The 25,561-nt window shown below is 70.2% G+C and carries 23 protein-coding genes; 15 read left to right on the plus strand and 8 right to left on the minus strand.

Annotated features, from left to right (window positions below; genetic code table 11):
* Positions 1 to 7: 7 nt before the first annotated feature.
* Entirely contained in the window at positions 8 to 1,366 is a 1,359-nt protein-coding gene (gene glmM, locus BM349_RS04935) for a phosphoglucosamine mutase (protein ID WP_091703811.1), read from the plus strand.
* Between the two features lie 45 nt (positions 1,367 to 1,411).
* Here the strand turns inward: glmM and BM349_RS04940 are convergent, their stop codons facing one another.
* The 5 genes from BM349_RS04940 to BM349_RS04960 form a co-directional block, all read right to left on the minus strand.
* Positions 1,412 to 2,149, minus strand: a complete 738-nt coding sequence (locus tag BM349_RS04940; RefSeq protein WP_091703814.1) for a hypothetical protein — start codon at positions 2,147 to 2,149, stop codon at positions 1,412 to 1,414.
* A 167-nt stretch (positions 2,150 to 2,316) separates the two neighbouring features.
* Positions 2,317 to 2,850, minus strand: coding sequence for a YdcF family protein (locus BM349_RS04945; RefSeq protein ID WP_139230885.1), 534 nt, complete (start codon positions 2,848 to 2,850; stop codon positions 2,317 to 2,319).
* Between the two features lie 59 nt (positions 2,851 to 2,909).
* On the minus strand, positions 2,910 to 3,779 hold the full coding sequence (locus BM349_RS04950; protein WP_091703822.1) for a hypothetical protein: 870 nt from the start codon (positions 3,777 to 3,779) through the stop codon (positions 2,910 to 2,912).
* A complete protein-coding gene (locus BM349_RS04955; protein WP_091703824.1) occupies positions 3,766 to 6,354 on the minus strand; it encodes an ATP-binding protein in 2,589 nt (862 codons plus the stop codon). Before BM349_RS04955 ends, BM349_RS04950 begins: the two co-directional genes overlap by 14 nt.
* 104 nt (positions 6,355 to 6,458) lie before the next feature.
* Positions 6,459 to 7,403, minus strand: coding sequence for a Ppx/GppA phosphatase family protein (locus BM349_RS04960; protein ID WP_091703828.1), 945 nt, complete (start codon positions 7,401 to 7,403; stop codon positions 6,459 to 6,461).
* A gap of 125 nt (positions 7,404 to 7,528) precedes the next feature.
* On the opposite strand from BM349_RS04960, the gene coaA reads away from it, so the two are divergent.
* The 6 genes from coaA (at position 7,529) to tsaE (ending at position 13,675) form a co-directional block, all read left to right on the plus strand.
* The gene (gene coaA / locus BM349_RS04965; RefSeq protein WP_091704960.1) at positions 7,529 to 8,485 is read left to right on the plus strand and encodes a type I pantothenate kinase; all 957 of its coding nucleotides are present in this window, start codon (positions 7,529 to 7,531) and stop codon (positions 8,483 to 8,485) included.
* A 166-nt stretch (positions 8,486 to 8,651) separates the two neighbouring features.
* Complete coding sequence (locus BM349_RS04970; RefSeq protein WP_139230886.1) at positions 8,652 to 9,479, plus strand: hypothetical protein; 828 nt, start codon at positions 8,652 to 8,654, stop codon at positions 9,477 to 9,479.
* A 180-nt stretch (positions 9,480 to 9,659) separates the two neighbouring features.
* Complete coding sequence (gene glmS / locus BM349_RS04975) at positions 9,660 to 11,513, plus strand: glutamine--fructose-6-phosphate transaminase (isomerizing) (RefSeq protein WP_091703834.1); 1,854 nt, start codon at positions 9,660 to 9,662, stop codon at positions 11,511 to 11,513.
* A 163-nt stretch (positions 11,514 to 11,676) separates the two neighbouring features.
* Positions 11,677 to 12,063 carry a holo-ACP synthase gene (locus tag BM349_RS04980; RefSeq protein WP_091703836.1) on the plus strand — a complete coding sequence of 129 codons (387 nt, stop codon included), beginning with the start codon at positions 11,677 to 11,679 and terminating at the stop codon, positions 12,061 to 12,063.
* Positions 12,060 to 13,184 (plus strand): alanine racemase, encoded by a 1,125-nt coding sequence (alr, locus tag BM349_RS04985; protein ID WP_091703839.1) that lies wholly within the window; start codon positions 12,060 to 12,062, stop codon positions 13,182 to 13,184. Before BM349_RS04980 ends, alr begins: the two co-directional genes overlap by 4 nt.
* On the plus strand, positions 13,181 to 13,675 hold the full coding sequence (gene tsaE, locus BM349_RS04990) for a tRNA (adenosine(37)-N6)-threonylcarbamoyltransferase complex ATPase subunit type 1 TsaE (RefSeq protein WP_091703842.1): 495 nt from the start codon (positions 13,181 to 13,183) through the stop codon (positions 13,673 to 13,675). Before alr ends, tsaE begins: the two co-directional genes overlap by 4 nt.
* Here the strand turns inward: tsaE and BM349_RS04995 are convergent.
* Positions 13,672 to 14,679: an alpha/beta fold hydrolase gene (locus BM349_RS04995; RefSeq protein WP_254773729.1), complete on the minus strand. Its 1,008-nt coding sequence runs from the start codon at positions 14,677 to 14,679 to the stop codon at positions 13,672 to 13,674. The genes tsaE and BM349_RS04995 overlap by 4 nt on opposite strands.
* Positions 14,680 to 14,742: 63 nt before the next feature.
* On the opposite strand from BM349_RS04995, the gene tsaB reads away from it, so the two are divergent.
* Genes tsaB through BM349_RS05015 form a run of 4 tightly spaced genes read left to right on the plus strand, consistent with a single transcriptional unit; the run spans position 14,743 to position 17,547 of the window.
* Positions 14,743 to 15,402 (plus strand): tRNA (adenosine(37)-N6)-threonylcarbamoyltransferase complex dimerization subunit type 1 TsaB, encoded by a 660-nt coding sequence (gene tsaB, locus BM349_RS05000; protein ID WP_091703845.1) that lies wholly within the window; start codon positions 14,743 to 14,745, stop codon positions 15,400 to 15,402.
* Positions 15,399 to 15,893: a ribosomal protein S18-alanine N-acetyltransferase gene (gene rimI, locus BM349_RS05005; RefSeq protein WP_091703848.1), complete on the plus strand. Its 495-nt coding sequence runs from the start codon at positions 15,399 to 15,401 to the stop codon at positions 15,891 to 15,893. Before tsaB ends, rimI begins: the two co-directional genes overlap by 4 nt.
* On the plus strand, positions 15,890 to 16,960 hold the full coding sequence (gene tsaD, locus BM349_RS05010; protein ID WP_091704966.1) for a tRNA (adenosine(37)-N6)-threonylcarbamoyltransferase complex transferase subunit TsaD: 1,071 nt from the start codon (positions 15,890 to 15,892) through the stop codon (positions 16,958 to 16,960). The genes rimI and tsaD overlap by 4 nt, the downstream gene beginning before the upstream one ends.
* Complete coding sequence (locus BM349_RS05015) at positions 16,957 to 17,547, plus strand: DUF4190 domain-containing protein (protein ID WP_175525190.1); 591 nt, start codon at positions 16,957 to 16,959, stop codon at positions 17,545 to 17,547. The genes tsaD and BM349_RS05015 overlap by 4 nt, the downstream gene beginning before the upstream one ends.
* On the opposite strand, the gene BM349_RS05020 is transcribed toward BM349_RS05015, so the two are convergent.
* Positions 17,544 to 18,740, minus strand: coding sequence for a class I SAM-dependent methyltransferase (locus tag BM349_RS05020; protein WP_091703852.1), 1,197 nt, complete (start codon positions 18,738 to 18,740; stop codon positions 17,544 to 17,546). The two genes, BM349_RS05015 and BM349_RS05020, sit on opposite strands and share 4 nt — an antisense overlap.
* A 208-nt stretch (positions 18,741 to 18,948) precedes the next feature.
* Here BM349_RS05020 and BM349_RS05025 point away from each other — a divergent pair, with 208 nt between their 5' ends.
* From BM349_RS05025 to BM349_RS05040, 4 genes are all read left to right on the plus strand, one after another.
* Positions 18,949 to 20,049, plus strand: a complete 1,101-nt coding sequence (locus tag BM349_RS05025; protein WP_091703856.1) for a hypothetical protein — start codon at positions 18,949 to 18,951, stop codon at positions 20,047 to 20,049.
* 115 nt (positions 20,050 to 20,164) lie between these two features.
* Complete coding sequence (locus BM349_RS05030) at positions 20,165 to 20,437, plus strand: hypothetical protein (protein WP_091703859.1); 273 nt, start codon at positions 20,165 to 20,167, stop codon at positions 20,435 to 20,437.
* A 260-nt stretch (positions 20,438 to 20,697) separates the two neighbouring features.
* The gene (locus BM349_RS05035) at positions 20,698 to 22,512 is read left to right on the plus strand and encodes a dynamin family protein (protein ID WP_091704969.1); all 1,815 of its coding nucleotides are present in this window, start codon (positions 20,698 to 20,700) and stop codon (positions 22,510 to 22,512) included.
* On the plus strand, positions 22,509 to 24,182 hold the full coding sequence (locus BM349_RS05040) for a dynamin family protein (RefSeq protein WP_091703862.1): 1,674 nt from the start codon (positions 22,509 to 22,511) through the stop codon (positions 24,180 to 24,182). The genes BM349_RS05035 and BM349_RS05040 overlap by 4 nt, the downstream gene beginning before the upstream one ends.
* A gap of 502 nt (positions 24,183 to 24,684) precedes the next feature.
* Here BM349_RS05040 and BM349_RS05045 read toward each other — a convergent pair.
* Positions 24,685 to 25,494, minus strand: coding sequence for an IniB N-terminal domain-containing protein (locus BM349_RS05045; RefSeq protein WP_091703865.1), 810 nt, complete (start codon positions 25,492 to 25,494; stop codon positions 24,685 to 24,687).
* Positions 25,495 to 25,561: the final 67 nt, after the last annotated feature.

Here is a 25,561-nt window from a genome sequence, read left to right on the forward strand (position 1 = left end):
CCCTCCGATGCCGCTCTTCGGCACGGACGGGGTGCGGGGGCTGGCCAACGGCCCCCTCACCGCCGACCTCGCTCTCACCCTGGCCCAGGCGACTGCCGTCGTCCTGGGCCAGGGCCGCACTGCCGAGGCTCGCAAGGCCGCCGGCAAGCGGCTGACTGCCGTCGTCGCGCGTGATCCGCGTGTCTCCGGCGAATTCCTCGCGGCTGCTGTGTCGGCCGGGCTCGCCTCGTCGGGAGTCGACGTCCTCGATGCGGGCGTGCTGCCGACGCCTGCGACCGCGTACCTGATCGCCGACATCGACGCCGACTTCGGCGTGATGGTCTCGGCATCCCACAATCCGGCGCCCGACAACGGCATCAAGATCTTCGCGCGCGGGGGTGTCAAGCTCCCCGACGTTGTCGAGCAGCGCATCGAGCACGCGATGAGCCTCCCGAAGCTGCAGCCCACCGGGGCCGGGGTCGGCCGCATCCGCAGGTTCGCGGATGCCGAGGACCGCTACGTCGTCCACCTCCTGGCCTCCCTGCCGCACCGGCTCGACGGTCTGCATGTCGTCCTCGACTGCGCGCACGGTGCGGCATCCGGCGTCTCGCCCGAGACGTTCCGCGACGCCGGAGCGCGTGTGACCGTGATCGGGGCCGATCCGGACGGCCTCAACATCAACGACGGCGTCGGCTCCACCCACCTCGATTCACTCGCCGAGCACGTCGTGCGCGTCGGGGCCGATGTGGGCATCGCCCACGACGGAGACGCCGACCGCTGCCTCGCGGTGGACGCCCGCGGTCGAATCGTCGACGGCGACCAGATCATGGCGATCCTCGCGGTCGCGATGAAGGATCGCGGACACCTCGTCGAGGACACCCTCGTCGCCACGGTGATGAGCAACCTCGGACTGCACCGCGCCATGACCGATCAGGGCATCACGGTCGTCCAGACCGGCGTCGGCGACCGCTATGTGCTCGAGGCGATGAACGAAGGCGGATTCAGTCTCGGCGGCGAGCAGTCCGGGCACGTGATCATGAGCGAGTACGCGACCACCGGCGACGGGCTGCTGACCGGACTGCACCTGATGGCGGAGATGGCGCGACAGGGCAAGACCCTCGCCGAGCTCGCGTCGATCATGACCGTGTATCCGCAGGTGCTGGTGAACGTGCGGCACGTCGATCGCTCGCGCGCGGCCTCGGACGAGGGCGTGGCGGATGCCGTCGCCTCCGTCGCCGCGGAGCTCGGAGACTCCGGGCGGGTGCTGCTGCGCCCGTCGGGCACCGAGGAGATGGTCCGCGTCATGGTCGAAGCCGCCGACGCCGCCGCCGCCCAGGACTACGCAGACCGTCTCGCGGGCGTCGTGCGGGAGCGTCTCGCGCTGTAGGCCGACCGCCGTCCTGAGCCGGACGGCGAGGGCGACCGCAGGGATCTACTCGGAAGGCGTCTTCCGTCCCCGACGACCCCGGATGAACAGGCCCGCGGCGACGGCCATGATCGCGGCCGCGGCCAGGAGCAGGGTTCCTCCGATCGCGGTGCCCGTCTGGGCGAGCCACCCGCCTTCGGCCCCGGCCGGCACCGGAGTCGTGCTCGGAACGGGCGTCACCACCGGCGTCGGGGTGATGGTCGGCGTGGCCGTCGGTGTCGGTGTGATCGTCGGAGTGGGCGTGATCGTGGGAGTGGGCGTGATCGTGTGCGTGGGTGTCGGCGTCGGGGTCGGCCCGCAGCCGATCACGGTGACGCGCGGGTCGGGATAGCCGACGACACCGGACGTCCATTCGGGGGTCTCATCGGACAGGTCGGCGAATCCGTATGCGGCTGCCGACATCTTCCCGACATCGGAGCACGGGTGGCCGGGCAGCGCCGCGGCGAAGGTGCGCGTCTCACCCGCCGCGTACAGCGACGGACCGAAGTCGTAGCGGTTCCCGTTCGGGATCGTGATGTACGCGGCACCGTAGGCCGGCACTCCCGACAGGTTCGTGGTCGTGATCTCGACGCCGAGGTGCGCGGTCGAGCTGAAGTCCAGCACGACCGTGGTCTCGCCGAATATCCCGTCGTCCTGCGCCGCAAGGGCGGGAGTCGCCAGCATCAGTCCGCCCGCGACGGCGAGTGCGATCCCGGCTGCGCCGACACCGATCGCGGCCTTCGGAACATGTGTGAAACGGCTCATGGCCTCATCCCAACCTGCTTGGGTCCGGGCCTGCCGCGTCGTCGACGGACGATGCGGAATCGCAACCCTGACGACGTGCCTTCACGCTATCGCGGCCGCGGACGCGCATGCGCGCCGGCGTGAGTCGGGGGCGTTACAAGTGTGTCAACAGTTCGTGGCGGACCCGGCTACAGGTCGGCGGCGTCCGCGCACGGGGTGACGATCGCCTTCACGAACGCCGCGGTCTGATACGCGTACTGGAAGGCCCACTGATCGGGCCGGAGTCTCTGCTCGACGGCGATGACGACGGCGTCTCCGTCGAAGCACTTGTCCAGGATGAAGCGAGTCCTCGCCACATGGGGCGTGAAGGTGATGACGATCACCTTCGCGCTGCGGTCCCCGCTCAGGAAGTCGGAGAGCATCGCCACCTCGCCTTTCGTGGAGAAGGGCGTCGGTGTCTCGCACGTGACCTCCGGACGGGCGCACGCACTGAGCTTGCGCGCGGACTGGCCTCCGCTGCGCGGAACCGACACGAGGATCTGCTCCACCACCCCGTCCGCCCGCAGCTGCTCCGCGAGTGCGACGCGCTGTTCGGTCGGCGGTCCGATGACGTAGGCGACGTCAGCGCGCCCCGTCTCGCCCTCCGGCGGGAACACGTAGACGGGGAGTCCCGCGACCGCGACGACGAGGACGGCGGCGACGAGCGCCACGGCGAACAGCACGATGCGCCGCATTCCCGGGTGTCGGGAAGCAGCGTGGCCGGGCTTCGCAGAGCGGGAGGTCATGCCGAGCGGCGGGTGCGCAATTCCATGCCGACCACCAGGGCGGCGTAGCCGGCGAACGCGACTGCGATCAGCGCGAGGAATGCGGGTGTGGCAACCCGATCCCACTGCAGCGCATCCCGGCCCGCGATCAGCGAGCATGCGATCGCGATGAGGCTGACCAGCTGCGCCTGGAACAGGATGCGGAACGAGCTCCAGCGGTCATCGCGCAGGAATCCCACCGCGACGACGCCGGGCAGCGACAGCACCGCACCCAGCACCCGTGCGGTCAGGGGCGTGAGCTCCCACGCCCACACCGGGATGACCAGCGTCGGCGCGATGAACATCACCGCGCCGGTGACGAGGGATGCCGCGCCGACCGCCAGCATCATGCCCCGCACGAGCCGTGGGACCCGGGCGTCGACCGCGTCGGGCCGCCCGTCATCGCTGCGGCGCTGCAGCCACCACAGCCACGCGACCGCGAACGGAGTCGTCGCGTACAGCGTCACCCAGGTGAAGAAGGAGAGGTTCTGCGAGAACCGGTCGAGGTGCAGCAGGGTCGCGACCAGCAATGCGCCGGCGAACACGACGACGGCGGGGAAGCCGGGCGCGACGCGGTGCCACCGCCTGGTCACCGCGACCCCGACGAAGAACCAGATGCCCCCCACGTATGCTGAGGCGAGCATGTACGCCGACAACGGCGGATCGATCGCCCACGCGAACAGCTCGCCGGTGCGGTGCGGGAAGCCGAACAGCAGGATCGCGGCCACGACCAGGAACGGCACGATCACGATCGCGACGACGCGTGTGACGAGCAGGACGCGGTCATCGCCGGCATCCGCCTCGTCCGTGCGCGTCGGCTCGCGCACCTCGCCGTCAGTGTGCGACACGGGCGATCACTTCGGAGACCGGCAGCTGCGCGCCCTCGTCGATCGCGGAATCCAGCGCAGTGCCTCCGCCACCCGCACGGAGCCCGTCGACGAGGTGCCCGTAGAGGGTGAATCCCGCCGGCCCCACCAGGCCGGTGCGCCGACGCAGGCGATCCGCGGCACCGAGCAGCAGCCCGGTCTGCGCGATGTCCCCGCGAGCGGCGCGCACCGATGCGAGCCCCTCGAGCCCGTACGCGATGCCTTCGTCGTGTCGCATCGCCAGCGACGTGTCGAGCGACTCCGCGAAATCCTCCTCGGCGCCGTCGATGTCGCCGGCGAAGAGCTTCGGCCAGCCGCGGTGGTGCTGCGCGATCACGATCCCGAGCATCTCGCCCGCCGAGGAGGCCAGGCGCAGACTCTCCTCGAAGCGGCCGGCCGCCCCGGCGATGTCCTGCGTCGCCAGGTCGATCCGGCCCAGCGTCACCAGGGTCATCGCCTGACCCCAGGAATCGCCGGCGCCGGTGAAGCCCGCCAGACCATCCTCGAGGGTCGTCCGGGCTGCGGCCAGATCGGGTCCGGTCGGCGCGGACAATTGGGCGAGGGCGACCGATACGCGCGCAAGGCCCGCGCTGGCGGGGTCGCCGGACTCCTCGAAGAGGGTGGCGCTGCGCTGCAGCCCGGGCAGCACGTCGAAGCCCGGCTCCTGCCAGTACGCCACCGCGCGGGTGAAGTACAGCGCGATCGCCTCCGTGCGAGGTGCGAGGAGGAGGCCGTCGCGCTCCGCGCGCTCGAGCAGTTCGGTCATCCAGTCCCTGACGACGCCCAGCAGGCCGCCGATCCACAGGTAGAGGTAGAGCGACCACGCGTACTCGGCGGCCTCGTCGAGCCGCGACGAGTCCAGGAGCCGGCGCATGACCGACGCGAGGTTCTCCGACTCGGCGTTCAGCCGGCGCATCCACTCCATCTGGCCGGCCGCGCGCATGCGCATCGGCGCCTGGCGGGCAAGGTCCACGTAGTAGGACACCCACCGCTCGCTCGCGAGGGTCGCGGCTTCGGTCGATGCCTCGGCGGCCGCCTGCTCGCGGGCGAACGCGCGCACGAGGACGAGCATGCCGAACACGCGGACACCGTCGCGCTCGTGCTGCCACAGAAGGCTCGCATCGACGAGCGCCTCGATCGGTGCGAACGCACCGTCGATGTCGCCATCCGTGCCGAGCACGGCCTCCGCGGCCTCGAACGTGAACGGTCCGGAGAAGACCGAGAGCGCTTCGAACGCGGCAGTCGCCTCGGCATCCAGCAGCCGGACGCTCCATGCGATCGTGTCGCGCACCGCACGCTGCCGCTCGGGCAGATCCCGCGAACCGCCGACGAGCAGGCTCAGCGCGGAGTCGAGCCGATCGAGGATCTCGCGCGGCGACATCGTCCGGGTCCTCGCGGCGGCGAGCTCGATCGCCAGCGGCACGCCGTCCAGTGCCCGCACGATTCCGGAGACCGCGGCGGCGGACTCGTCGGTCAGGCGGAACGCCGGGTTGATCGCAGTCGCGCGCTGCACGAACAGGTCGACGGCGCTCGCGGCGACGGCATCCGCCCTCGTCGCCTCGGTGTCGGGCACCGCGAGCGGTCCGAGCTCGAAGGTGTGCTCGGCGCGCACCCGCAACGGGGACCGGCTGGTCACGAGCAGCTGCAGTCGCGGCAGATCGGTGATCAGGCGCACGAGGTCACCGGTCGCGTCGAGCAGATGCTCCATGTTGTCGACCACGATCAGCATGTCCCGCCCGGCGAGGGCGGTGACGAGCTTGGTCTCGACGCGTTCCTCGCCCGTCTCGCGGACTCCAGCCGCGCGCGCGATCACACTGATGACCCGCTCGGGCGAGGTGATCGACTCGAGCGTCGCGAAGGCCACCTCGCGGCCGGTCGCAGCGATCGTCTCGGCGACCTCGATCGCCAGCCGCGACTTGCCGATCCCGCCCGGACCCACGACCGTGACGATGCGGACACCCGGCGTCGACAGCAGTTCCAGCAGCCGCGCCTGCTCGTCGCCCCGACCGACGATCGTCGTGAACGGGGCGGGGATGCTGAGCATGGACTCGGGCGCGACCGGCGCCGAGGCGGCGCGGGCCGCGTCGAACCGATCCGCCAGCAGGGTCGCGACGTCGGCCACGATCAGCTCGGCGAGCTCTGCCGGATCCGAGAACGCGCGATACGAGCTGTGATCGTCGCCGCGGATGCGGTCGAGGAGATCTGCGAGCCGCGGATCGCGCTTGGGCGCCGGGTCCTTGATGTAGATCAGATGCGGCATCGCGCCGGAGAGCCGGTACTCGTCCTCCAGGCCCGAGATCTCCTCGTCGGGCGCGACCCACCCGTAGCTCTCCCAGTACAGGCCCACGAAGATGTCGCTCTGCGCGAGGTACGCGCGGTACAGCGAGCGCGGCGGATGCGGTCGTGCCCCGAGTTCGAACATGACCGGTGCCAGGCGGAGTGACTCGATCGCGGCACGTGCCGCCTCGCGCTCGGGCTCCAACTCACGGAGGGTGGAGCTCAGGAAGACCCGGATGCGCTGGTCGGGAGTGCGGATCGACGCCGGGTGAGCGTCCATCCCAGAAGTGTGGCGCACGCGGGCGCGCACCGCTACCCTTTCGGGTCGGTGCGGCTCCGCCCCCGCGCGCGGCTTCCGTGATCGGGCGTCGACGGCCCGGATCGCTACGCGGCCGGAGCGTTCCAGGACAGGGACTCGATGTAGCGGAGCAGCACGCCCTCGCGCAGTGCCCAGGGGCTCACTTCGAGTTCGTCGATCTCCATCGCCTTCATCGCCTGATGCAGCACGACCGCACCTGCGACGATCTGGAAGGTCCGGTCGGCCGTGATGCCGGGCAGCTCCTGACGCGTCTCGGCGGGGATGCGGGCCAGCCGCGGGATCCACGCCTTGAGGTCGCGCCGCGGCAGCACCATCCGCTCGATGCTCGACCACCCCGGCGCGGGGTAGCCGGCGAGCCTGGCCAGCGATCGGATCGCCTTGGACGATCCCACGACATGGTCGGGCCGCGGCTGTGACGCGAAGCGTTCGGCGACCGGGCGCAGGACCTCCGCGGCGTGCGTGCGGAGCGCCTCGATCGCCTCGGGACCTGGAGGATCGTCCGGCAGGAATTGCACCGTCATGCGTCCGGCGCCGAGCGGCACCGACTCGGCCGCGTCGGGGAGCTCATCGGATCCTGCCGCGATCTCGAGCGACCCGCCGCCGATGTCGAACAGCAGGATCTGGCCGGCAGCCCAGCCGAACCATCGCCGCACTGCGAGGAAGGTCAGCCGCGCCTCGGTCTCGCCGCCGAGCACCTGCAGCGGCTGGCCCAGCGCCGCCTCGATGCGGGCGATCACATCCGCGCCGTTGGCCGCCTCGCGCACGGCCGATGTCGCCGTCGCGAGAAGCTCGTCGACCCGCTCGGACTCGGCGACCGCACGCGCCTCCGCGACCGCGGCGACGAGGGCGCGGACGCCGTCCTCGATGATCGAGCCGTCCGGCGCGAGATAGCGCATGAGGCGCAGCACCGTGCGCTGGCTCGTGGTCGCAAGGGGCCGCCCACCGGGCCGGACGTCAGCGACCAGCAGGTGGACCGTGTTCGAGCCGATGTCGAGAACTCCGAGGCGCACGGGTGAAGCGTAGCGCGGGGCGCCCGCGCTCGTCTCGGGCCGACTGTGTGCGCCGGGGCTCCGGGCGACGGGGGGACCGTCTCGCCGGAGCAGGGCGCGGCATCCGACCCGATACGATGTTCGGGATGCCCGCCGATGACGCAGCCACCACGGTCACCCCGTCGCTCTCGCTCTACCGCGAGATCGATCGCGGGGAGTGGGCGCGACTGGCGGCCGACATGGCCCAGCCGCTGTCCGAGACCGAGATCGTGCAGATCCGCGGGCTCGGCGACATGCTCGACATGGCCGAGGTGCGAGAGGTCTACCTGCCGCTGAGCCGCCTGCTGAGCCTCTACGCGAACGCGACGAAGCGCCTCGGGGCCGACACGAGCGCGTTCCTGCGCGAGCCCGACACGACGACGCCGTTCGTCGTGGCGGTGGCCGGCTCGGTCGCCGTGGGCAAGTCGACGATCGCCCGCCTCCTGCGCGAGCTCATGAGCCGTTGGCCCGGGACGCCGCGGGTCGAGCTGATCACGACCGACGGATTCCTCTACCCGAACGCCGAACTCGAGCGCCGCGGCCTCATGGATCGCAAAGGCTTTCCCGAGTCATACGACCGTCGCGCGATGGTGCGGTTCCTCACGGACGTCAAGAGCGGGGCTCCGGAGGCGCGTGCGCCCTTCTACTCCCACATGCGCTACGACATCGTGCCGGACGCGCACATCACGGTGCGGCGGCCGGATGTCGTGATCGTGGAGGGACTCAACGTCCTGCAGCCGTCGCCCTCGCCGAGCGACATGGCCGTCAGCGAGCTCTTCGACTTCTCGATCTACGTGGATGCCCAGACCGACCACATCGCCGCCTGGTACGTCGATCGGTTCCTGGCGCTGCGGCGGGGCGCGTTCGCGAACCCGAGCTCCTTCTTCAACGTCTTCGCGCATCTCACCGACGAGGAGGCCGTGCAGACGGCCATGGGCTACTGGAACGAGATCAACCTGCCGAACCTCCGGGAGAACGTGCTTCCGACCAAGCATCAGGCGACGCTGATCCTCGACAAGGCCGCCAGTCACAGCGTCGCGCGGGTGCTGCTGCGCAAGCTCTGACCGGTCCACCGCGGCGAATCGCAACATGCGGAAAACCTGAGCGATCAGTTGTGGCGCGACGTTTTTAGGCTGTGCTAAGTTCTGCTTGGGACCGTCATTTGGGGTGACGGTGTCCCGGCTGTGACCCGAAAGCACAGCCGTACCGCTGAGAACACTGGGGATGAACATGTCATTTGGCGCGCCTGAAAACGACGGCCGGATCTCGAACGGCGTCAGCCGCCGCACGCTCGTGAAAGGCGCCGCCTGGGCCGTTCCGGTCATCGCATTCGCGGGGCCGGTGCCCGCAATGGCCGCATCGCCGTGCACGCCCACGACGGCCCTCGACACCTTGAAGCCCGGGACGAAGCCGACCTCGATCGCCTTCTTCCCGTCGGACCCGCTGGTCACGGCTGGACTCGCGTTCACCTCGTCGTCCGGCAGCGTCAACCGGGGCAACACGGGCGAAGTCGCGGCGACGAACACGAACCCGTCGTGGAACTACATCGAGATCGAGATGGAGCAGAACGGCCAGCGCCCGCTCACGCAGGGCGACTGGGTGCAGCTCACGATCACGCTGAACCAGCCGGTCACCGGCCTGTCCTTCGTCATCCACGACATCGACCAGACCCAGTCGGGCTGGCGCGACCTCGTCAACATCCGCACGGCTGGCTACACGGCCAACCTCGGCAACCCGACGAACATCCAGGGCGACGGCTCGGACGGCAATCCGTTCCGCCCGATCGCCAACGGGGATCTGCCGATCGACAGCGGCGCGAACGCGATCCGCCTCACCTGGGCCGGCAGCGTCCAGGTCGTCGTGATCCGCTACATCGCGGGCATCACCGGCAACTCCGGCAACCAGCACATCGGCCTCGGCAACCTCAGCTACAGCGCCTGCGTGTTCCCGACGGCCAAGTCGTCGTCCGCGCGCAGCTCTGCGGTGGTCGCGCCTGAGCTGATCGTGCCGCCCACCGATCTGGTGCTCGTCGACAGCGACGGCTCGGCCGACCTGTAGGAGTCGCCCCCACGAACCCGGGACGGGATGCTGCAGTGGGGACCGCGGCATCCCGTTCCGTCTCACCCCAACGCATCCGGTCCCCTCTGAGCGCGGCGTCCGGGGCCGTGCGGGTATGGCACCCGGTCCGTGGGTGCCGCGCTCAGGATGCTTGCACCCGGCGCCCATAGGATTGATCCCATGTGTGGAATCGTCGGATACGTGGGCCCTCGCGACAGCCAGGCCATCCTTCTCGCGGGCCTTGCCCGACTCGAGTACCGGGGCTATGACTCCGCCGGTGTCGCGGTCATCGACGGTCACGGCGACCTCGGGATGCGCAAGCGCGCCGGGAAGCTCAAGGTGCTGCGCGACGACCTCTCCGCGAACCCCCTGGCAGACGGCACCACCGGCATCGGCCACACGCGCTGGGCGACCCACGGCGGCCCGACCGACACGAATGCCCACCCGCACCTCGCCGACGATGACAAGCTCGCCGTCATCCACAACGGCATCATCGAGAACTTCAGCGACATCAAGGCGGACCTGCTCTCCGAGGGGTACACCTTCCGCAGCGAGACCGACACCGAGGCCGCGGCCATCCTGCTCGGCCGTGAGTACCAGGCGGCCGGCGGAGATCTCGAAGCGGCATTCCGCGCGGTCGTCAGCCGCCTGGAGGGCGCGTTCACGCTCCTCGCGATGCACGAGGACCACCCCGGACTCGTCGTCGGCGCGCGCCGCAACTCGCCGCTCGTGATCGGCCTCGGCGAGGGCGAGAACTTCCTCGGCTCCGACGTCGCGGCGTTCGTCGAGCACACCCGCAACGCGCTCGCGATCGGACAGGATCAGATCGTCGCGATCACCCCCGGCGGCGTCACCGTGACCGACTTCCAGGGCAACGCTGTCGAGGTCGAGCCGTTCGAAGTGCTGTGGGACGCCTCGGCCGCCGACAAGGGCGGCTGGTCGAGCTTCATGGCCAAGGAGATCAGCGAAGAGCCGGAAGCGGTCGCGAACACGATCCTCGGTCGTGCACGCGACGGCCAGGTCGTGATTCCGGAGCTCGACGGGCTCGACGAGCTGTTCGTCGGCATCCAGCGCATCATCGTCGTCGCGTGCGGCACCGCGGCGTACGCCGGCGTCGTCGGCAAGTACGCGATCGAGCAGTGGGCGCGCGTTCCCGTCGACGTCGAGCTCGCCCACGAGTTCCGCTACCGCGACCCCGTGATCGGACCCGACACCCTGGTCGTCTCGATCAGCCAGTCCGGCGAGACCATGGACACGCTCATGGCCGTCAAGTACGCCCGCGAGCACGGCGCGCGGACCCTGTCGATCTGCAACACCCAGGGCGCGACGATTCCGCGCGAGTCCGACGCGATCGTCTACACGCACGCGGGGCCCGAGGTCGCCGTCGCGTCGACCAAGGCCTTCGTCGCCCAGATCACCGCGCTGTACCTTTTGGGCCTGCACGTCGGGCGCGTCCGCGGCACGCTCGGCGCGACCGAGGCCGCACAGCACGTGCTGGAGCTGGAATCGATTCCCGACAAGATCCGCAGGATCCTCTCCGGTGAGCAGGAGCGCATCGAGCAGCTCGCCCACTGGATGGCCGACACGCGCTCGGTGCTGTTCCTGGGCCGACACGTCGGATACCCGATCGCGATGGAGGGCGCGCTCAAGCTCAAGGAGCTCGCGTACATCCACGCCGAGGGGTTCGCCGCCGGTGAGCTCAAGCACGGCCCGATCGCGCTCATCGAAGCCGGTCAGCCGGTCTTCGTGATCGTTCCGTCGCCGCGCGAGTCCGGTGAGCTGCACAAGAAGGTCGTCTCCAACATCGAGGAGATCCGCGCGCGCGGTGCACGCGTGATCGCGATCGCGGAAGAGGGCGATGCCGCTGTGCTGCCCCACGCGGACGAGGTGCTGCGCATTCCGCTCGCGGGACCGCTGTTCGAGCCGCTTCTGGCCGTCGTGCCACTGCACATCTTCGCGATGGGGCTTGCCACCGCCAAGGGCCTGGACGTGGACCAGCCCCGCAACCTGGCGAAGTCCGTCACCGTCGAGTAGTCCTCGCGGACCTTCACCCCCGGCGAAACCACCCCTTCTCGGCGAAACCAGCCGTTTTGGCGCGTCCGAAGCGGGTGGACTCGACGAGCAGGGGTGGTTTGGTCGAAGAGAACGCGGGCCGCGCTGCGAGATAAAGTGGCGGAGTGCGCAGACGAGGGCAGGAATGATCGTCGGGATCGGCGTCGACCTCGTCGACATCGCCCGCTTCGAGCGCACGATCGAGCGGACGCCGAGACTTCTCGCGCGACTCTTCTCGCCCGCTGAGCAGCTGCGCTCGCCGCGCTCGCTCGCCGCGCGCTACGCCGCCAAAGAGGCGCTCATCAAAGCCCTCGGCGGCTCCGACGGCGTCCACTGGACCGAGATCGAGATCACGCCGGAGGAGTCCGGCCGGCCGTGGTTCACGCTCACCGGCTCGACCGCCGGGGTGATCGAACAGCGCGGCATCACGGGGCTGCACCTGTCCATGTCGCACGACGCCGGATTCGCGACCGCGTTCGTCGTCGCGGAGTCGGATGCCGCGAGCGGATCGAGCGCGGCGGTTCGGGCATGAGCCGCCTTCCGGCGGGCGTGCTGCGCGAGGCAACGATCGACGTCGGCGCGATCACCGCGAACGTTCGTCACCTGCGCCGACTGACCGACTCCGAGGTGATCGCCGTCGTCAAAGCCGACGGCTACGGTCACGGTGCGGTCCGCTCGGCGGTCGCCGCGCTCGACGGCGGAGCGAGTCGGCTCGGCGTCGCCGACATCGGCGAGGCCATGGCCCTGCGGCGCGGTGGGATCATGGCGCCGATCCTCGCGTGGCTCCATGCGCCCGGCACCTCGTTCGTCGAGGCCGCATCGGTGGGCGTCGAGCTCGGCATCTCGAACTTCGACCAGCTGCTGCAGGCCGCCGCCGCGGCATCCCAGGACCGCGCGGTCGGCGTCCACCTCAAGCTCGAGACCGGGTTGGGGCGCAACGGCATCGCACCCGAGGACTACCGAGTGGTGTTCTCGGAAGCCGCCCGGCTCGAGCGCATCGGCAAGCTCCGGGTGATCGGCCTGTTCAGCCACCTCTCCAACGCGTCCGCCGAAGACGACCGCGCGGCGCTCGGCGTGTTCCGTGACGCGGTCGCGGTCGCGGCATCCGCAGGGCTTGCCCCACCGCTGCGCCACATCGCGGCGACGCACGCGGCGATCGCACTCCCCGAGTCCCGGCTCGGGTGCGTCCGGATCGGGATCGGGATCTACGGGCTCTCACCGTTCGCGAACCGGTCGTCGGCCGACCTCGGCCTGCGTCCGGCCATGACCCTGCGGGCGCCGGTCGCCGCGGTGCGACGCGTGCCGCCCGGGCACGGGGTCTCCTACGGCTACGACTACCGCACCGATCGCGAGACGACCCTCGCGCTCGTGCCGCTCGGATATGCGGACGGCGTGCCGCGCAACGCGTCGGGCGCCGGCGCGGTCACGATCGCCGGCGAGCGATTCACCGTGTCCGGACGCATCGCGATGGACCAGTTCGTCGTCGACGTCGGCGACCACCCGGTCGCGGTCGGCGATGAGGCGGTGCTCTTCGGCGACCCGACCCTCGGGGTGCCCGCAGCGGACGACTGGGCGGACGCGGCATCCACGATCAACTACGAGATCGTCACGCGGATCGGACCGCGGGTCGCACGGCGACAGGTCTCCGCGTGAGCGGAATCGACCCGCTCGTCGGCCGGTACGAGATCGCTTCGCCCGGCGAGATGGAGGAATTCGGCGATCGCGTCGGGCGGATGCTGCGCCCCGGCGACCTGGTCGTGCTCACGGGTGCGCTCGGAGCCGGCAAGACGACGTTGACCCGGGGGATCGCCGCCGGGCTGGGCGTTCGCGGGCCCGTGCAGAGCCCCACGTTCGTGATCGCGCGGACGCATCCGTCACTCGTCGGGGGGCCGCCGCTCGTGCACGTGGACGCGTACCGGCTCGGATCAGCGCTCGAACTCGACGACCTGGACATCGACGCCGACCGGTCGGTCGTGATCGTCGAGTGGGGGCGCGACATGGTGGACGGCATCCGGGATTCGTGGTGGGAGATCGAACTCGAGCGCGAGCTCGGCGGCCGGGGGGCCGACACGATGTGCGGCGACCCGTCGGATGCGCTCGACGCAGACGCGCCCCGCGTGGTCACCGTCTCCCGGCGACCCTAGGCTGACGCGCGACCGGCGCTGAACGGCCGCTCCGCTGCGGCCCGAAGCGGCCGGTCGGCGCGGGTGACCGCATCCATCGCCGCAAGCACCGCGTCGGGACGCTCCACGTGCGCGAAGTGCCCGGCATCAGGCAACCGGACCTCGCCGAAGTCGGGGATGAGCCTGACGAAGGCACCGGCATCCTGCTCCCCGGCGAAGACGTCGCGAGCGCCGCGGACGGATCGCACGGGGCACCGGATGCCGGTCCACGTGCGCTCCTCGTAGTCGGCTGCCAGTCGCGCGGCACGGGCGAACGACGCGGGCCGCACCTCCTCGGCGAAAGCGGAGATCACAGATGGGTGAACCGCCTGCGCGAACAGCGGCGACGTGAGCGCACCCAGCCACCCGAGGCGTCCGATCAGCCGGACGAGCCCGGTGCCCGCGGCCCGGATCCTCCGCCTCAGCACACCCTTGCCGCCGACAGGAGGGCCGGCGAGCGTCCGCATCGTGAGCAGCATCCCGGCGAACCAGGGGAGTCCGATCCCACCGCGCAGCGGACGGCGGATCGCGTCGAGGACACCCGTGCCGGTGGCCGATACGAGGGTGACACCGAGTGTGTCGTCCGGGTACCGCGCCGCGACGTCCAGGGCGACGAACCCGCCGAGGGAGTGACCCACGACGTGCCACGACGAGTATCCGAGCGCGCGGGCGAGTTCGACGACGGCGTCGGACATGTCCTCCACGGTCCGGACGCGATCGAGCTCGCCGCTCTCGCCCCAGCCGGGCAGGTCGACGGCGACGACATCGGAGAGCCCTGCTCCGCCGCGCAGATCGGATGCCGCGATGAGCGGCGTCCACGTCGTCCACGACCCGGCGGCGCCGTGCAGCAGGATCGTCGCAGGCCCGCCTGCGTCACGACCGGTGCGGACGGCGACCTCGCCGATCGAGGTCGGCACGACGAGTCGGCGCAGTCCCAGGGCGGCTTCGTCGGTGCGCAGCGGCAGCGGGTGCGGGAACGGGTTCACGATGGGTATTCGGCGCCGCGGCGCCGACGGATTCCCCGGGTGCAGCCCGACTACCCTGGAGGGGTGATCCTCGCCATCGACACCTCGGTCGGAACCGCCGTCGCGGTCCTCGAGGACGACGGCGTCGTGCTCGCGGAAGGACGGAGTCAGAACCCGCTCGGCCACGCGGAGGTGATCGGCGGACTGCTGCAGGACGCGCTGGCCGCGGCATCCGGTTCGATCGAAGCACGCGGCGAGCAGCTCACGCATGTCGCCGCGGGCATGGGGCCGGGGCCGTTCACCGGGCTGCGAGTCGGAATCGCCGCGGCGCGCGCATTCGCGCTGGGCCGCGGCATTCCGGTGGTGCCGGTCGTGAGCCACGACGCCGTCGCCCTCGAGATCTTCCTCGCAGGCGCGATGACCGACACCGAGGTCGCGCGATTCGCCGTCGTGACCGACGCGCGCAGGCGCGAGTTCGCCTTCACGGTCTACGAGGGGATCGATGACGACGGACTCCCGGTGCGGGTCACCGATCCGGGGCTCATCCCGCGCGACGAGCTGGATGCGCGCCTGGCCGAGCTCGGCGCCGAGCGACGGGACGCAGCCGGGATCTCCGCGGCGATGGTCGCCGTCATCGCCGGCCGCGCGATCGCCGCTGGCCGATCGACCGCGCCCACCGAGCCGCTGTACCTGCGCTCACCCGACGTCACGATGCCGCACGGACCGAAGCGGGTGACCGCATGACGACGCGACCCGCGACCCCGGACGACCTCGCCGCCATCATGGCGCTCGAGCGTGCGTCCTTCCCGAACGACGCATGGTCTGACGCCATGATGCGCGAAGAGCTCGCCTCTCCGCACGGCTGGTACGTCGTGGTCGAGGAGGGCGGGCGGCTGATCGGCTACGCCGGGCTGCGCGTCGCGCGCGGGGTGGCGGATGCCGACATCCAGACGATCACGATCGCCGAGAGCGGCCGCGGCCGGGGTCGAGGACGCGCGCTGCTCACATCGCTGCTGGAAGAGGCAGCCCGCCGGAATGTGAAGGACGTGTTCCTCGAAGTGCGGGCGGACAACCCGGTGGCGCAGGGGCTGTACGCCTCGGTGGGGTTCGTGGAGGTCGGGCGGCGAGCCCGTTACTACCAGCCCGACGACGTCGACGCGATCGTGATGCGCCTCGACCTCCCGGGCTGGACCGCGAGAGGCGGCGTCCGCACGGACGCGGGAGCGTGCACGTGAACCGCACCGACCCGCTCGTGCTGGGCATCGAGACGAGCTGCGACGAGACCGGCATCGGCATCGTCCGCGGTCGCACGCTCCTGTCGAACACGATCGCATCGAGCATGGACGAGCACGCGCGCTACGGCGGCGTGGTGCCGGAGGTCGCGGCGCGTGCGCACCTCGAAGCGCTGACCCCGTCGATCGAGGCGGCTCTCGTCGAAGCGCGGGTGAACCTTCGCGACCTCGATGCGATCGCCGTCACGTCCGGTCCCGGCCTGGCCGGCGCTCTCATGGTGGGCATCGGTGCGGCGAAGGCGCTCGCCGTCTCGCTGGGCAAGCCGCTCTACGCCGTGAACCACCTCGTGGGGCACATCGCCGCCGACATCCTCGACCCGGACGCACCCGCGCTGGAGTACCCGACGGTCGCGCTGCTGGTGAGCGGCGGGCACACCTCTCTTCTGCTCGTGCGCGACCTCACCTCCGATGTGGAGCTGCTGGGCGAGACGATGGACGACGCGGCGGGCGAGGCTTTCGACAAGGTCGCGCGGCTGCTCGGACTGCCCTACCCCGGAGGTCCGGAGATCGACCGGGCCGCGCTGGTCGGCGATCATCGCGCGATCGCGTTCCCGCGGGGGCTGTCGCGTGCGTCCGATCTGGCGAAGCACCGGTACGACTTCTCGTTCTCCGGGCTCAAGACCGCGGTCGCGCGATGGACCGAGCAGCGCGAGGCCGGTGGCGAGCCCGTGCCGATCGCCGATGTCGCGGCATCCTTCCGCGAAGCCGTCGTCGACGTGCTCGTGACGAAGGCGCTCGCCGCCTGCGCCGACCACGGCGTGCCCCGGCTGCTGCTGGGCGGCGGCGTGATCGCGAACCGGCGCCTGCGCGAGGTCGCGACGATGCGGGCGGAGGCAGCCGGTGTCGCGCTCCGCATCCCGCCGCTGTCGCTGTGCACCGACAACGGCGCGATGATCGCTGCTCTCGCGTCGGAATTGATCATGGCCGGACATGAGCCCTCGACCTGGGGCTTCGGAGCGGACTCGACGCTGCCCGTCACCGAGATCCAGGTCGCGGAGGAGGCGGCATGAGCCGCGCAGAGGACGACAACGCACCGGATGCCGCGGCATCCGCCCCCGCGCCGACGTCTCCACCCGCGCCTGAGTCGGACGCCCCCGCGCCGACGTCGGAGACAGCCGGGCCGGCCCCCGCTCCGGCGTCCCAACCCGCTCAGGGTGCACCGACCGCGGCGGCGCTCGAGGCACCGTCGCCGGATGTCGCGCCCGTGGAGGCTGAATCGGCTCTGCCCGGAATGCACCGCGGGGGATTCGAGCGCTGGCCCACCGCTCCGGTCGCGGTCACGCCGATCCCCAGCGCGCCGGACCTCGACGCGCCGGTGCTGTGGGCCTCCGCCGAGCCGTCGGCTCCGTCGCGCGGAATGGCCGCGTGGGCCCTCGGATTCGCGATCGTCGCACTCGTGGTCTCGATGTTCGTCGGCTGGGGCTTCCCGATCGGACTCGTCGCGATCGTGACCGCCATCGTCGCACTGCGCAGGCCGCTCGAGAGCCGCGCGGTCGCAGTGTGGGCGCTCGTGCTGGGGGGCGTCTCGGTGCTCTACAGCGCCGGATGGCTGCTGTTCGCGGCCAGCATGGCCGATCAGATCGCCCTGTTCGGCTAGCTCGGCGCCACGCGGTCGGCGAGGATCGCGACACGCTTCGTGCCGACCCGCGTCAGGATCAGCGTCGCCGACCCGTCGCCGCGCAGCTTGAGCGCGGTGCGCAATGCCGCAGGGTCGAGATCGACGCCGCGCTTCTTTATCTCGAGTCGGCCGATGCCGCGCTCGCGGAGTGCCCGGGAGAGTGCGCGCACCTCGGCCGGAAGCACTTCGCGCACCCGGAAGCTCGCGACGAAGGGACTGGTCAGTGCCGCGTCCGAAGTCAGATAGGCGATCTGATCGGCGAGCATCCCGGCATCCAGCGAGCGGGCGACCTCGCCGATGAGCCGTGCGCGGATGACCGCACCGTCCGGTTCGTGCACGAAAGTCCCGAGGTCGCGCACCGCCTCGTCGGGCGCGTCGCCCGAGGCGGTCAGCTCCCACGCGGCGTCGCCGCGCGTGACCAGCGCGGCGCGGCGGACGCCTTCGCGAGCGAGTCGGCCCGACCAAAGCACGAGTTCCACCGTGGATCCGTCTGCGCTCACCCACTGGGCCTCGACATCGTCGGGGATCACGGAGCGATCGATGCCGGGTCCCAGCTTGATGCCGGTCGGAACGCGCTCGGCGAGCCCGAAGGCCCAGTCCAGCGACGGCGACCAGTCCTCCGGGCGGGTGCGCGCCGTCTCGGAGTGGCCCGATGTCCGCCGCGCCGGGTCGAGCCACACCGCGTCGACGTCGGAGAGGTCAGCCGCCTCGGCGAGGCCCTGCTCGACGGTCACCGTGTCGTCGAACGGCGCCAGGTTGTACGCTGCGATCGCCGCCGTCACCTCGTCTGCATCGACTGCGCGGACGCGGATGCCGAGACCGGCGAATCCGAGCGCATCGCCTCCGATGCCGCAGCCGAGGTCTGCCACGCGGCCGACACCGGCATCCCGGAACCGGCCGGCGTGTCGTGCGGCGATGGAGAGCCGCGTCGCCTGCTCCAACCCCGCGCGGGTGAACAGCATCCGCTCCGCGAACTCCCCGAACTTCGCCTGCGCCCTGCCCCGCAGCCGCGCCTGCCCCACCACCGCCGAGACGAGATCGGGGGAGTATCCGGCCGCGCGCAGGCGCGAGACCGTGCGGGCGACGTCCTTCGTCGACTGCGCGGCATCGAGGCCGTCCAGCAGCCGCAGACCCTCGGGGGTGAGCAGCGCGGTGAGCTCGGCGATGTCCATCGCGCCAGCCTAGGACCCGGTGGGGCCGCACCCCATCGGCCCGATGGGGGGTTCCCCGTGCCTCCCCCCGCAATCCCCTACCACCCCCATCCGATCCCCGTCCGCGATGGGGGATTCTGCGGGATTGCACCCGATGCCGGACCGGCCGCGAATCTCCAGACTCATACCAACGCGCCACTTGGCACTCCACGAACGAAGGAAAAAGATCATGGCTGTGGAAGACAACATCAACGTTCTGGGCATCCAGACCAACCTCGACACGGACCTCCTGTCGAACAACAACCTCGGCTCGTTCAACGACGACGACCACTCCGACAACGACCAGGCCAACGCGGACGACTCGTTCAACGTCGACACGGACGACCACTCCGACAACGACCAGGCCAACGCCGATGACTCGTTCAACGTCGACGACCACTCGGACAACGGCCAGGCCAACGCGGACGACTCGTTCAACGACAACTCCGACAACCACTCGAACAACGACGACTCGTTCAACACCGACTCGTACAACGACCTCTACTCGAACAACGAGGACTCGTTCAACGACCACTCGGTGAACGCGGGCATCCGCCAGTACAACTCGGGCAGTGAGTTCAACCTCTTCAACGCCAACGACTTCGGCGCCGGCAAGAGCTGGGGCGGTGGCGGCGGAGACGTCGACATCGAGGTCGACAACCGTCAGACGAACCTCGACCAGTCCGTCAACCAGAACATCTCGACCTTCTCGGGCAGCGGTGGCGCAGCGCTCGCCGTCGGCGGCGACGCGGACGGCGGCTTCGGACCGACGGCTGCCGGCGCAATCGGCGGCGACACCGGCAACGCCAACGGCGGCGACGGAGACGACGGAGTCGGCGTGGGCGTCGGCGGCCTCGGCCTCGGCCTCGGCGTGGGTGTCGGCGGCGACGGTGGCGACGGCGGCGAGACGCAGGGTGCGGGCGACGCCGGTGCACTCGGCCTCGGTGGCGGCAACGGCGGCGACGGCGGCGACGCCGACGCTGACGGCGGAGACGCGGAGGGCGGAAACGTCACCCAGTTCTTCGGCCAGAACGCCACGGTCGCGTCGGGTGACGGCTCGCAGGCTGCGGGCGACGACCTCACGAACGTCGAGACCGACATCGACATCGAGGTCGGCGACATCTGGACCGGCAACGAGTGGAACACCGACTCCTTCAACGACGACTTCTCGGACAACTGGTCCATCAACGACTCGTTCCAGGACAACTCGATCGACACCGACGTGGACGTCGAGAACTCGAACGTGGCCAGCCCCTTCGGTGACGCCAACGAGTTCGACATCGACTTCTGAGTCGACGAGCAGGTCATGCCCGGCCGCCCCTCGGGGCGGCCGGGCACACCCTCATCCGGGATCGGGTGAGGGTGTCACACTGGAGTTCACAGAACCGGCCCGAAGGTGTTGAGAGATGTCCCGTGACGACGCAGCGAGCTGGCAGGACCACCTGCCGCTCGATGACGTGCCGGAGCAGTCTGTCGACGCCGGCGATGCGCCCGGCGCGGACCTCTGGGGCGTCGACTTCGCGGACGCCGTCGCAGATCCCGGAGCCAACCTGTTCTCCGCGGAGATCGAGAACGTCAGTGCCACCGACTGGGACATCGATGCGGAAAGCATCTGGGGCGATGTCGGAACCGACGCGGTCGACGACGGCGGCGCCATGGGACTCGACTTCCCGATCTAACAATCGCCCGGATCGAGGGCGCACACGCATTCGGCAGGACGGGTCCACCCGTCCTGCCGATCTGTCACGATGGAACTGAGGATCACGTGCCGGAAACGGGCAGCACCGAGGAGTTCGCAGTGATCGAACGCGAGCAGACATCGACGTCGAGCCAGGCGAGCGCGCCCGGTGTGAAGAAGGCAGCCGCACGCGGCGCAGTGCAGGCGGTGACGGGTGCGACCGTCACGCCCCCGCCGGTCGCCCCACAGCGGGCATCCGACATGACGGCCCTCGTCCACAGCTTGAGCGAGTTCGCCGCCGAGACCGGTCGGCCCGACCTCGCCAAGCGACTGGAGCACACTCACGCCCGACTGCTCGACCCCGACGTGCGGGTCATCGTCGTGGGGGAGTTCAAGCAGGGCAAGAGCAAGCTCATCAACGCGCTCGTCAACGCGCCGGCATGCCCGGTCGACGACGACATCGCGACCAGCGTGCCGACCTCGGTGGGCTACGGCGAGGAGCCCTCCGCGTGGATCATGACCCGCGAGGAGGACTCGTCCCAGGCTCCCGGCACGGCAGTGGAGCGTCGAGAGGTGCCGCTCGAGGAGCTGTCGGACTATGTGTCGGAGCGTGGGAATCCGGGCAACGAGCGCCGCATCGTCTCGGCGGAGGTCCTGCTGCCTCGCGAGATCCTCAAGGGCGGACTGAAGCTCATCGACTCACCGGGGGTCGGCGGTCTCGACTCATCGAATGCGCTGGCGACGCTCTCGGCGCTGTCCTCCGCCCACGCCGTGCTGCTCGTCTCGGACGCCTCGCAGGAGTACACCGAGCCGGAGGTGCAGTTCCTCAAGCACGCGATGCGCATCTCGCCGAACGTCGCCGCGGTGCTGGCCAAGACCGACCTCTATCCGGAATGGCGGCAGATCGAGCAGATCGACCGCGGCCACCTGAGCGAGGCGGGCGACGTGCCGATGTTCTCGGTGTCGAGCGACCTGAGACTGCTGGCGGCCGAGCTCCAGGATCGCGCGCTCAACGACGAGTCGGGATTCCCTGCGCTCGTCGTCCACCTGCGCCGAGAGGTGCTCGGACGCGCTGAGCTGCTCCACGAGCGCAGCGCGATCCACGACCTGCTCTCGGTCGTCGAACAGCTGACGATCTCACTGCGCAGCGAGCTCAACGCGATCCTGAACCCCGAGGACACGCCGCGCATGATCGCCGAGCTTGAGGAGGCCAAGGCCCGCGCCGACGAGTTCCGCGGGCGCTCCGCGCGCTGGCAGGTCACGCTCACCGACGGCATCGCCGACCTGATCGCCGACATGGAGCACGATCTTCGGGACCGACTCCGCAAGGTGCAGCGCGAGGCGGAGACCGCGATCGACGAGGGCGACCCGGGTCCGATCTGGGACCAGATCACCGAGTGGATCGATCAGCGGGTGGCGGCGGCCGTCTCCGAGACGTTCGTCTGGACGGACGAGCGCTCCCGCTGGCTGTCCGAAGAGGTCGCCCAGCTCTTCAGCGACGGCGAGTCGGCACTGCCCGCCATCTACGTCGGCGACACGCAGGGCGTTCTGGACCCCGTGGAGCACATGGGCGGGCTGGATGCCGGCCGCCTCGGCGCGGGGGAGAAGATCTACATCGGCGTCCGTGGGTCGTACGGCGGCGTGCTCATGGTCGGTCTCGCGACCGGCCTCATCGGCCTTTCGCTGATCAACCCGCTCTCACTCCTGGCCGGCGTGCTCGTGGGTCGGCGAGCGTACCGCGAAGACATGAGCAACCGGCTGTCGCGGCGCCAGCACGAGGCGAAGCTGCTCGTGCGCCGCTACATCGACGAGGTCATCTTCCAGGTGGGCAAGCAGCTCAAAGACCGCCTGCGTCTCGTGCAGCGGTCTGCGCGCGACCACTTCGGCTCCATGGCCGAAGAGCTGCATCGCTCGCTGTCCGAGGCGCTGAACGCATCGAAGCAGGCCGCCGGCATCTACACGTCCAAGCGCGACGAGCGGGTCGTGCAGCTGCAGGCGCAGCTCGAACGGCTCGAGTCGCTCCACAGCGCGATGCCCGCACTGCCGCCGATGCGCCAGGGGGCGCTGCGGCGGTGAACAGCCCGACGAAGGAGGATGCGGAAGTCCTGCTGCAGACGGCGGGCGTCGTCTACGACGACGACCCTGCGGCACTGACCGTCATCGCCGAGCTCGAGCGGCGTTTGCACGAGCCGCTGCGGCTCGCGATCGCCGGGATGGTCAAGGCCGGCAAGTCGACCCTGCTGAACGCGATGCTGGGCGAGCAGATCGCGCCGACCGACGCCGGCGAGTGCACGCGGCTGGTCACGTGGTACCGGTACTCCAAGACGCCCACCATCACCCTGCATACGCACGCGGGCGAGCCGCGCCGGATGCCGGTGCGACGCGAGCACGGGCGGCTGGTGATGGGTCTGGGCGGCGTGCCGGCGGAGGACGTCGACTGGATCGACGTCGGCTGGCCGCTCGAAGGGCTCAAGTCGATGATCCTGATCGACACCCCCGGAATCGCCTCGCTGTCCGAAGACACCTCCAAGCGCACGACCCGATTCCTCACCCCCGAGGAATCACCGTCATCAGCGGATGCCGTCGTCTACCTCATGCGGCACCTGCACGCGTCCGACGTGAAGTTCCTCGAGGCGTTCCGTGACACCGCCGCAGGTGCGGCGCAGACCGTCTGCGCGGTCGGAGTGCTCTCCAGATCCGACGAGATCGGGTCGGGTCGCATCGACTCGCTGCTGTCGGCCGGCAAGGTGGCGCGGCGCTATGAGCACGACGGCGACCTCGCATCCCTGGTGCTCGGCGTCATCCCCGTGGCCGGCCTGGTGGCGGAGGGTGCGAGAACGCTCCGCGAGAAGGAGTACGCCGCCTTCCGCGAGCTCGCCGCGCTCGAACGTGCGGACCGGGAACGGCTGTTCATATCGGCGGACCGGTTCACCGGAGAGTCCGACGCCACGACGCTGAGCGCGGCCGAGCGTCGCTCGCTGCTGTCGCGGTTCGGGATCTTCGGCGTGCGCCTGGCCACCGCCCTCATCCGCGGCGGTGCGAGCACCTCGTCCGAGCTGTCCGACGCCATGGTGAAGCAGAGCGGGCTGGTGGAGCTGCGCCAGTTCGTCAACGATCAGTTCCGAACCCGCGCGACGACCCTGAAGCTGCGCGGGGTGCTTCTCGAGCTGGAGAAGCTGATCCGCGACAACCCACGCGAGGGGACCGAGCAGATCCGCGCAGGCATCGAGCGCATCTCGGCGGCGGCGCACACCCTGCGCGAGCTCGCGCTGCTGGCCAGCGCGCGCTCGGACGGACTTCCGTTCTCGCAGGAGGACGCCGCGGATGCGCAGCGGATCATCGGCGGTTCCGGCACGTTCGCGCACGTTCGGCTCGGTCTGCCCGACGACTCCGACGACGAGACGATGCGCGCGTGCGTCGACGCGAAGCTCGCCTACTGGCGCACGCTCGCGGAGTCTCCGCTCACCGAGCGCGCGGCCGTCGGAGTGTGTCGCGTGGTCATCCGCAGCCTGGACGAGGTGGCATCCGAGGTTGCACCGGCCCCTGAGCCAGTCGCAGACGCGTCAGAGGTCGCCGGTGCCGACGACCCCCTCGTGTCCTCTGCGGATGTCGTGCTGACGAGCGGACCAGGCGATGGCCTTGGGCAGAGTGCTGAAGAGCAGGGCGAGGATCACAAGTCCCGCCTGCGCCGCAAGAAGAAGGAGAAGCGACTCGCGACGTTCGCCGAGCGCCACCCACTCCGTTGACAGCAGCAGCAGGATGAGCTGCAGGCCGAGGGTGGCCAGCTGCCACCATCGGACGTGCGGCCGACGGCTCATGAATGACACGAGCAGCGTGATCTGCACCAGTAGCACGCCCACCATGACTCCGAAGACGATCCAGAACACGATGTCGGCGGCTGTGTCATAGGTCTCATCGCTGCGTCCCTCGGCGACCTCTCGGACGAGCTCGGAGATGAGGGGCAACTGCTCCTGGCGGATGACGAAGAAGTAGATCGCGGTGAAGCCGCCGACTGCGAAGCTGAGGATCCAGAACAGCTGGCTCATCCGCACCGAGAACGGTGGCGTCTTCTTCACCAGCACCGGCGCGGCGTTCGGATTGGCTGTGGGCGGGCGAGCCGGCGCCTCTCGCGCCGGAGCGGCGGGTGCGTCCCGGGCGGCCGGAGGCGGGGTCGCAGCTCGCGCTACGACCCCGCCTCCGGCACCAGGGCCCGGTTGTGGGTTCTGCTGATCGGTCACGTGCCGGTCGTCACTGCTCCTCGATGGGTTCTTCGACGAAGGCGTCGTCCACGACGGCTGTGCTCGCATCCTCGGCCTCGTAGCTCTCCGTCGACGTGAGGTCGGCAGCCAGCGGATCCTCCGCCGGTGCCTCGACGACGGCGGGCTGCTCCGTGACAGCCTCCGTGACGGTGTCCACGGCCGTGGTCGAGGCGTCCAGGCTCGCGTCGACAGCGGCCTCCACGGCGGCACCGGCGACGACGGCGGCATCGGCCGGATCGACATCGGCGGCGGCCGGGTCGGCGGCGACGTCCGGGGCTGCGGCTTCGCCGTCGCCTCCGGTCGTGTTGAAGCTTCCGTCGTTGGTGGTGTTGCCGATCGCGACATCGCCGATCGTGACGTCGACATCCGAGTCCACCACGGTCGCGTCATCTCCGGCGGCGACGGCTTCGTCGCCCGACGCGACGACGGCTTCCTGGTCGAAGATCTGGGTCACATCGCCGCCCTCGGTCCAGATGTTCTGGTTCGTGGACTGGTCGACGATCGTGGTGCGGTTGTCGATCGTGGCGAACTGATTGATGATGTGCTTGATCTCCTTGACCACCTCGTCCGGCGGGTCCGGCGGCGGCGGCGGACCGACGGGCTTGATGATCACATGCGGATTGTCGACGATGATGGGCTTGACCGCCTGGACGTCGGCCGCGCAGGCGTCCTGCAGGCCTTTGCTGGCCAGCATCGCCTTGGGCGCCGCATCGAACTCCTCGACCGCTGCGGGATCTCGCAGCAGGCTCAGGATGAACGAGATCAGTGCGTCGGCGACAGTTGCTACCGGGGTACTCATGGTGGGCTCCTCAGCGTCGAAAAAGCATGAATGTCACGCAGGTTAAAGACTTGTACGGATCAGGCTA

The sequence above is a fragment of the Microbacterium sp. cf046 genome (genome assembly GCF_900114345.1).
Taxonomy (GTDB): Bacteria; Actinomycetota; Actinomycetes; order Actinomycetales; family Microbacteriaceae; genus Microbacterium.

Excerpts from the sequence above, each read along its gene's own strand:
- glmM (WP_091703811.1), top strand. The coding sequence starts at position 8 with ATGCCGCTCTTCGGCACGGACGGGGTGCGGGGGCTGGCCAACGGCCCC.
- BM349_RS04940 (WP_091703814.1), bottom strand. The coding sequence starts at position 2,149 with ATGAGCCGTTTCACACATGTTCCGAAGGCCGCGATCGGTGTCGGCGCA.
- BM349_RS04955 (WP_091703824.1), bottom strand. The coding sequence starts at position 6,354 with ATGGACGCTCACCCGGCGTCGATCCGCACTCCCGACCAGCGCATCCGG.
- coaA (WP_091704960.1), top strand. The coding sequence starts at position 7,529 with ATGCCCGCCGATGACGCAGCCACCACGGTCACCCCGTCGCTCTCGCTC.
- BM349_RS04970 (WP_139230886.1), top strand. The coding sequence starts at position 8,652 with ATGTCATTTGGCGCGCCTGAAAACGACGGCCGGATCTCGAACGGCGTC.
- glmS (WP_091703834.1), top strand. The coding sequence starts at position 9,660 with ATGTGTGGAATCGTCGGATACGTGGGCCCTCGCGACAGCCAGGCCATC.
- BM349_RS04980 (WP_091703836.1), top strand. The coding sequence starts at position 11,677 with ATGATCGTCGGGATCGGCGTCGACCTCGTCGACATCGCCCGCTTCGAG.
- alr (WP_091703839.1), top strand. The coding sequence starts at position 12,060 with ATGAGCCGCCTTCCGGCGGGCGTGCTGCGCGAGGCAACGATCGACGTC.
- rimI (WP_091703848.1), top strand. The coding sequence starts at position 15,399 with ATGACGACGCGACCCGCGACCCCGGACGACCTCGCCGCCATCATGGCG.
- BM349_RS05015 (WP_175525190.1), top strand. The coding sequence starts at position 16,957 with ATGAGCCGCGCAGAGGACGACAACGCACCGGATGCCGCGGCATCCGCC.
- BM349_RS05020 (WP_091703852.1), bottom strand. The coding sequence starts at position 18,740 with ATGGACATCGCCGAGCTCACCGCGCTGCTCACCCCCGAGGGTCTGCGG.
- BM349_RS05025 (WP_091703856.1), top strand. The coding sequence starts at position 18,949 with ATGGCTGTGGAAGACAACATCAACGTTCTGGGCATCCAGACCAACCTC.
- BM349_RS05030 (WP_091703859.1), top strand. The coding sequence starts at position 20,165 with ATGTCCCGTGACGACGCAGCGAGCTGGCAGGACCACCTGCCGCTCGAT.
- BM349_RS05035 (WP_091704969.1), top strand. The coding sequence starts at position 20,698 with ATGACGGCCCTCGTCCACAGCTTGAGCGAGTTCGCCGCCGAGACCGGT.
- BM349_RS05045 (WP_091703865.1), bottom strand. The coding sequence starts at position 25,494 with ATGAGTACCCCGGTAGCAACTGTCGCCGACGCACTGATCTCGTTCATC.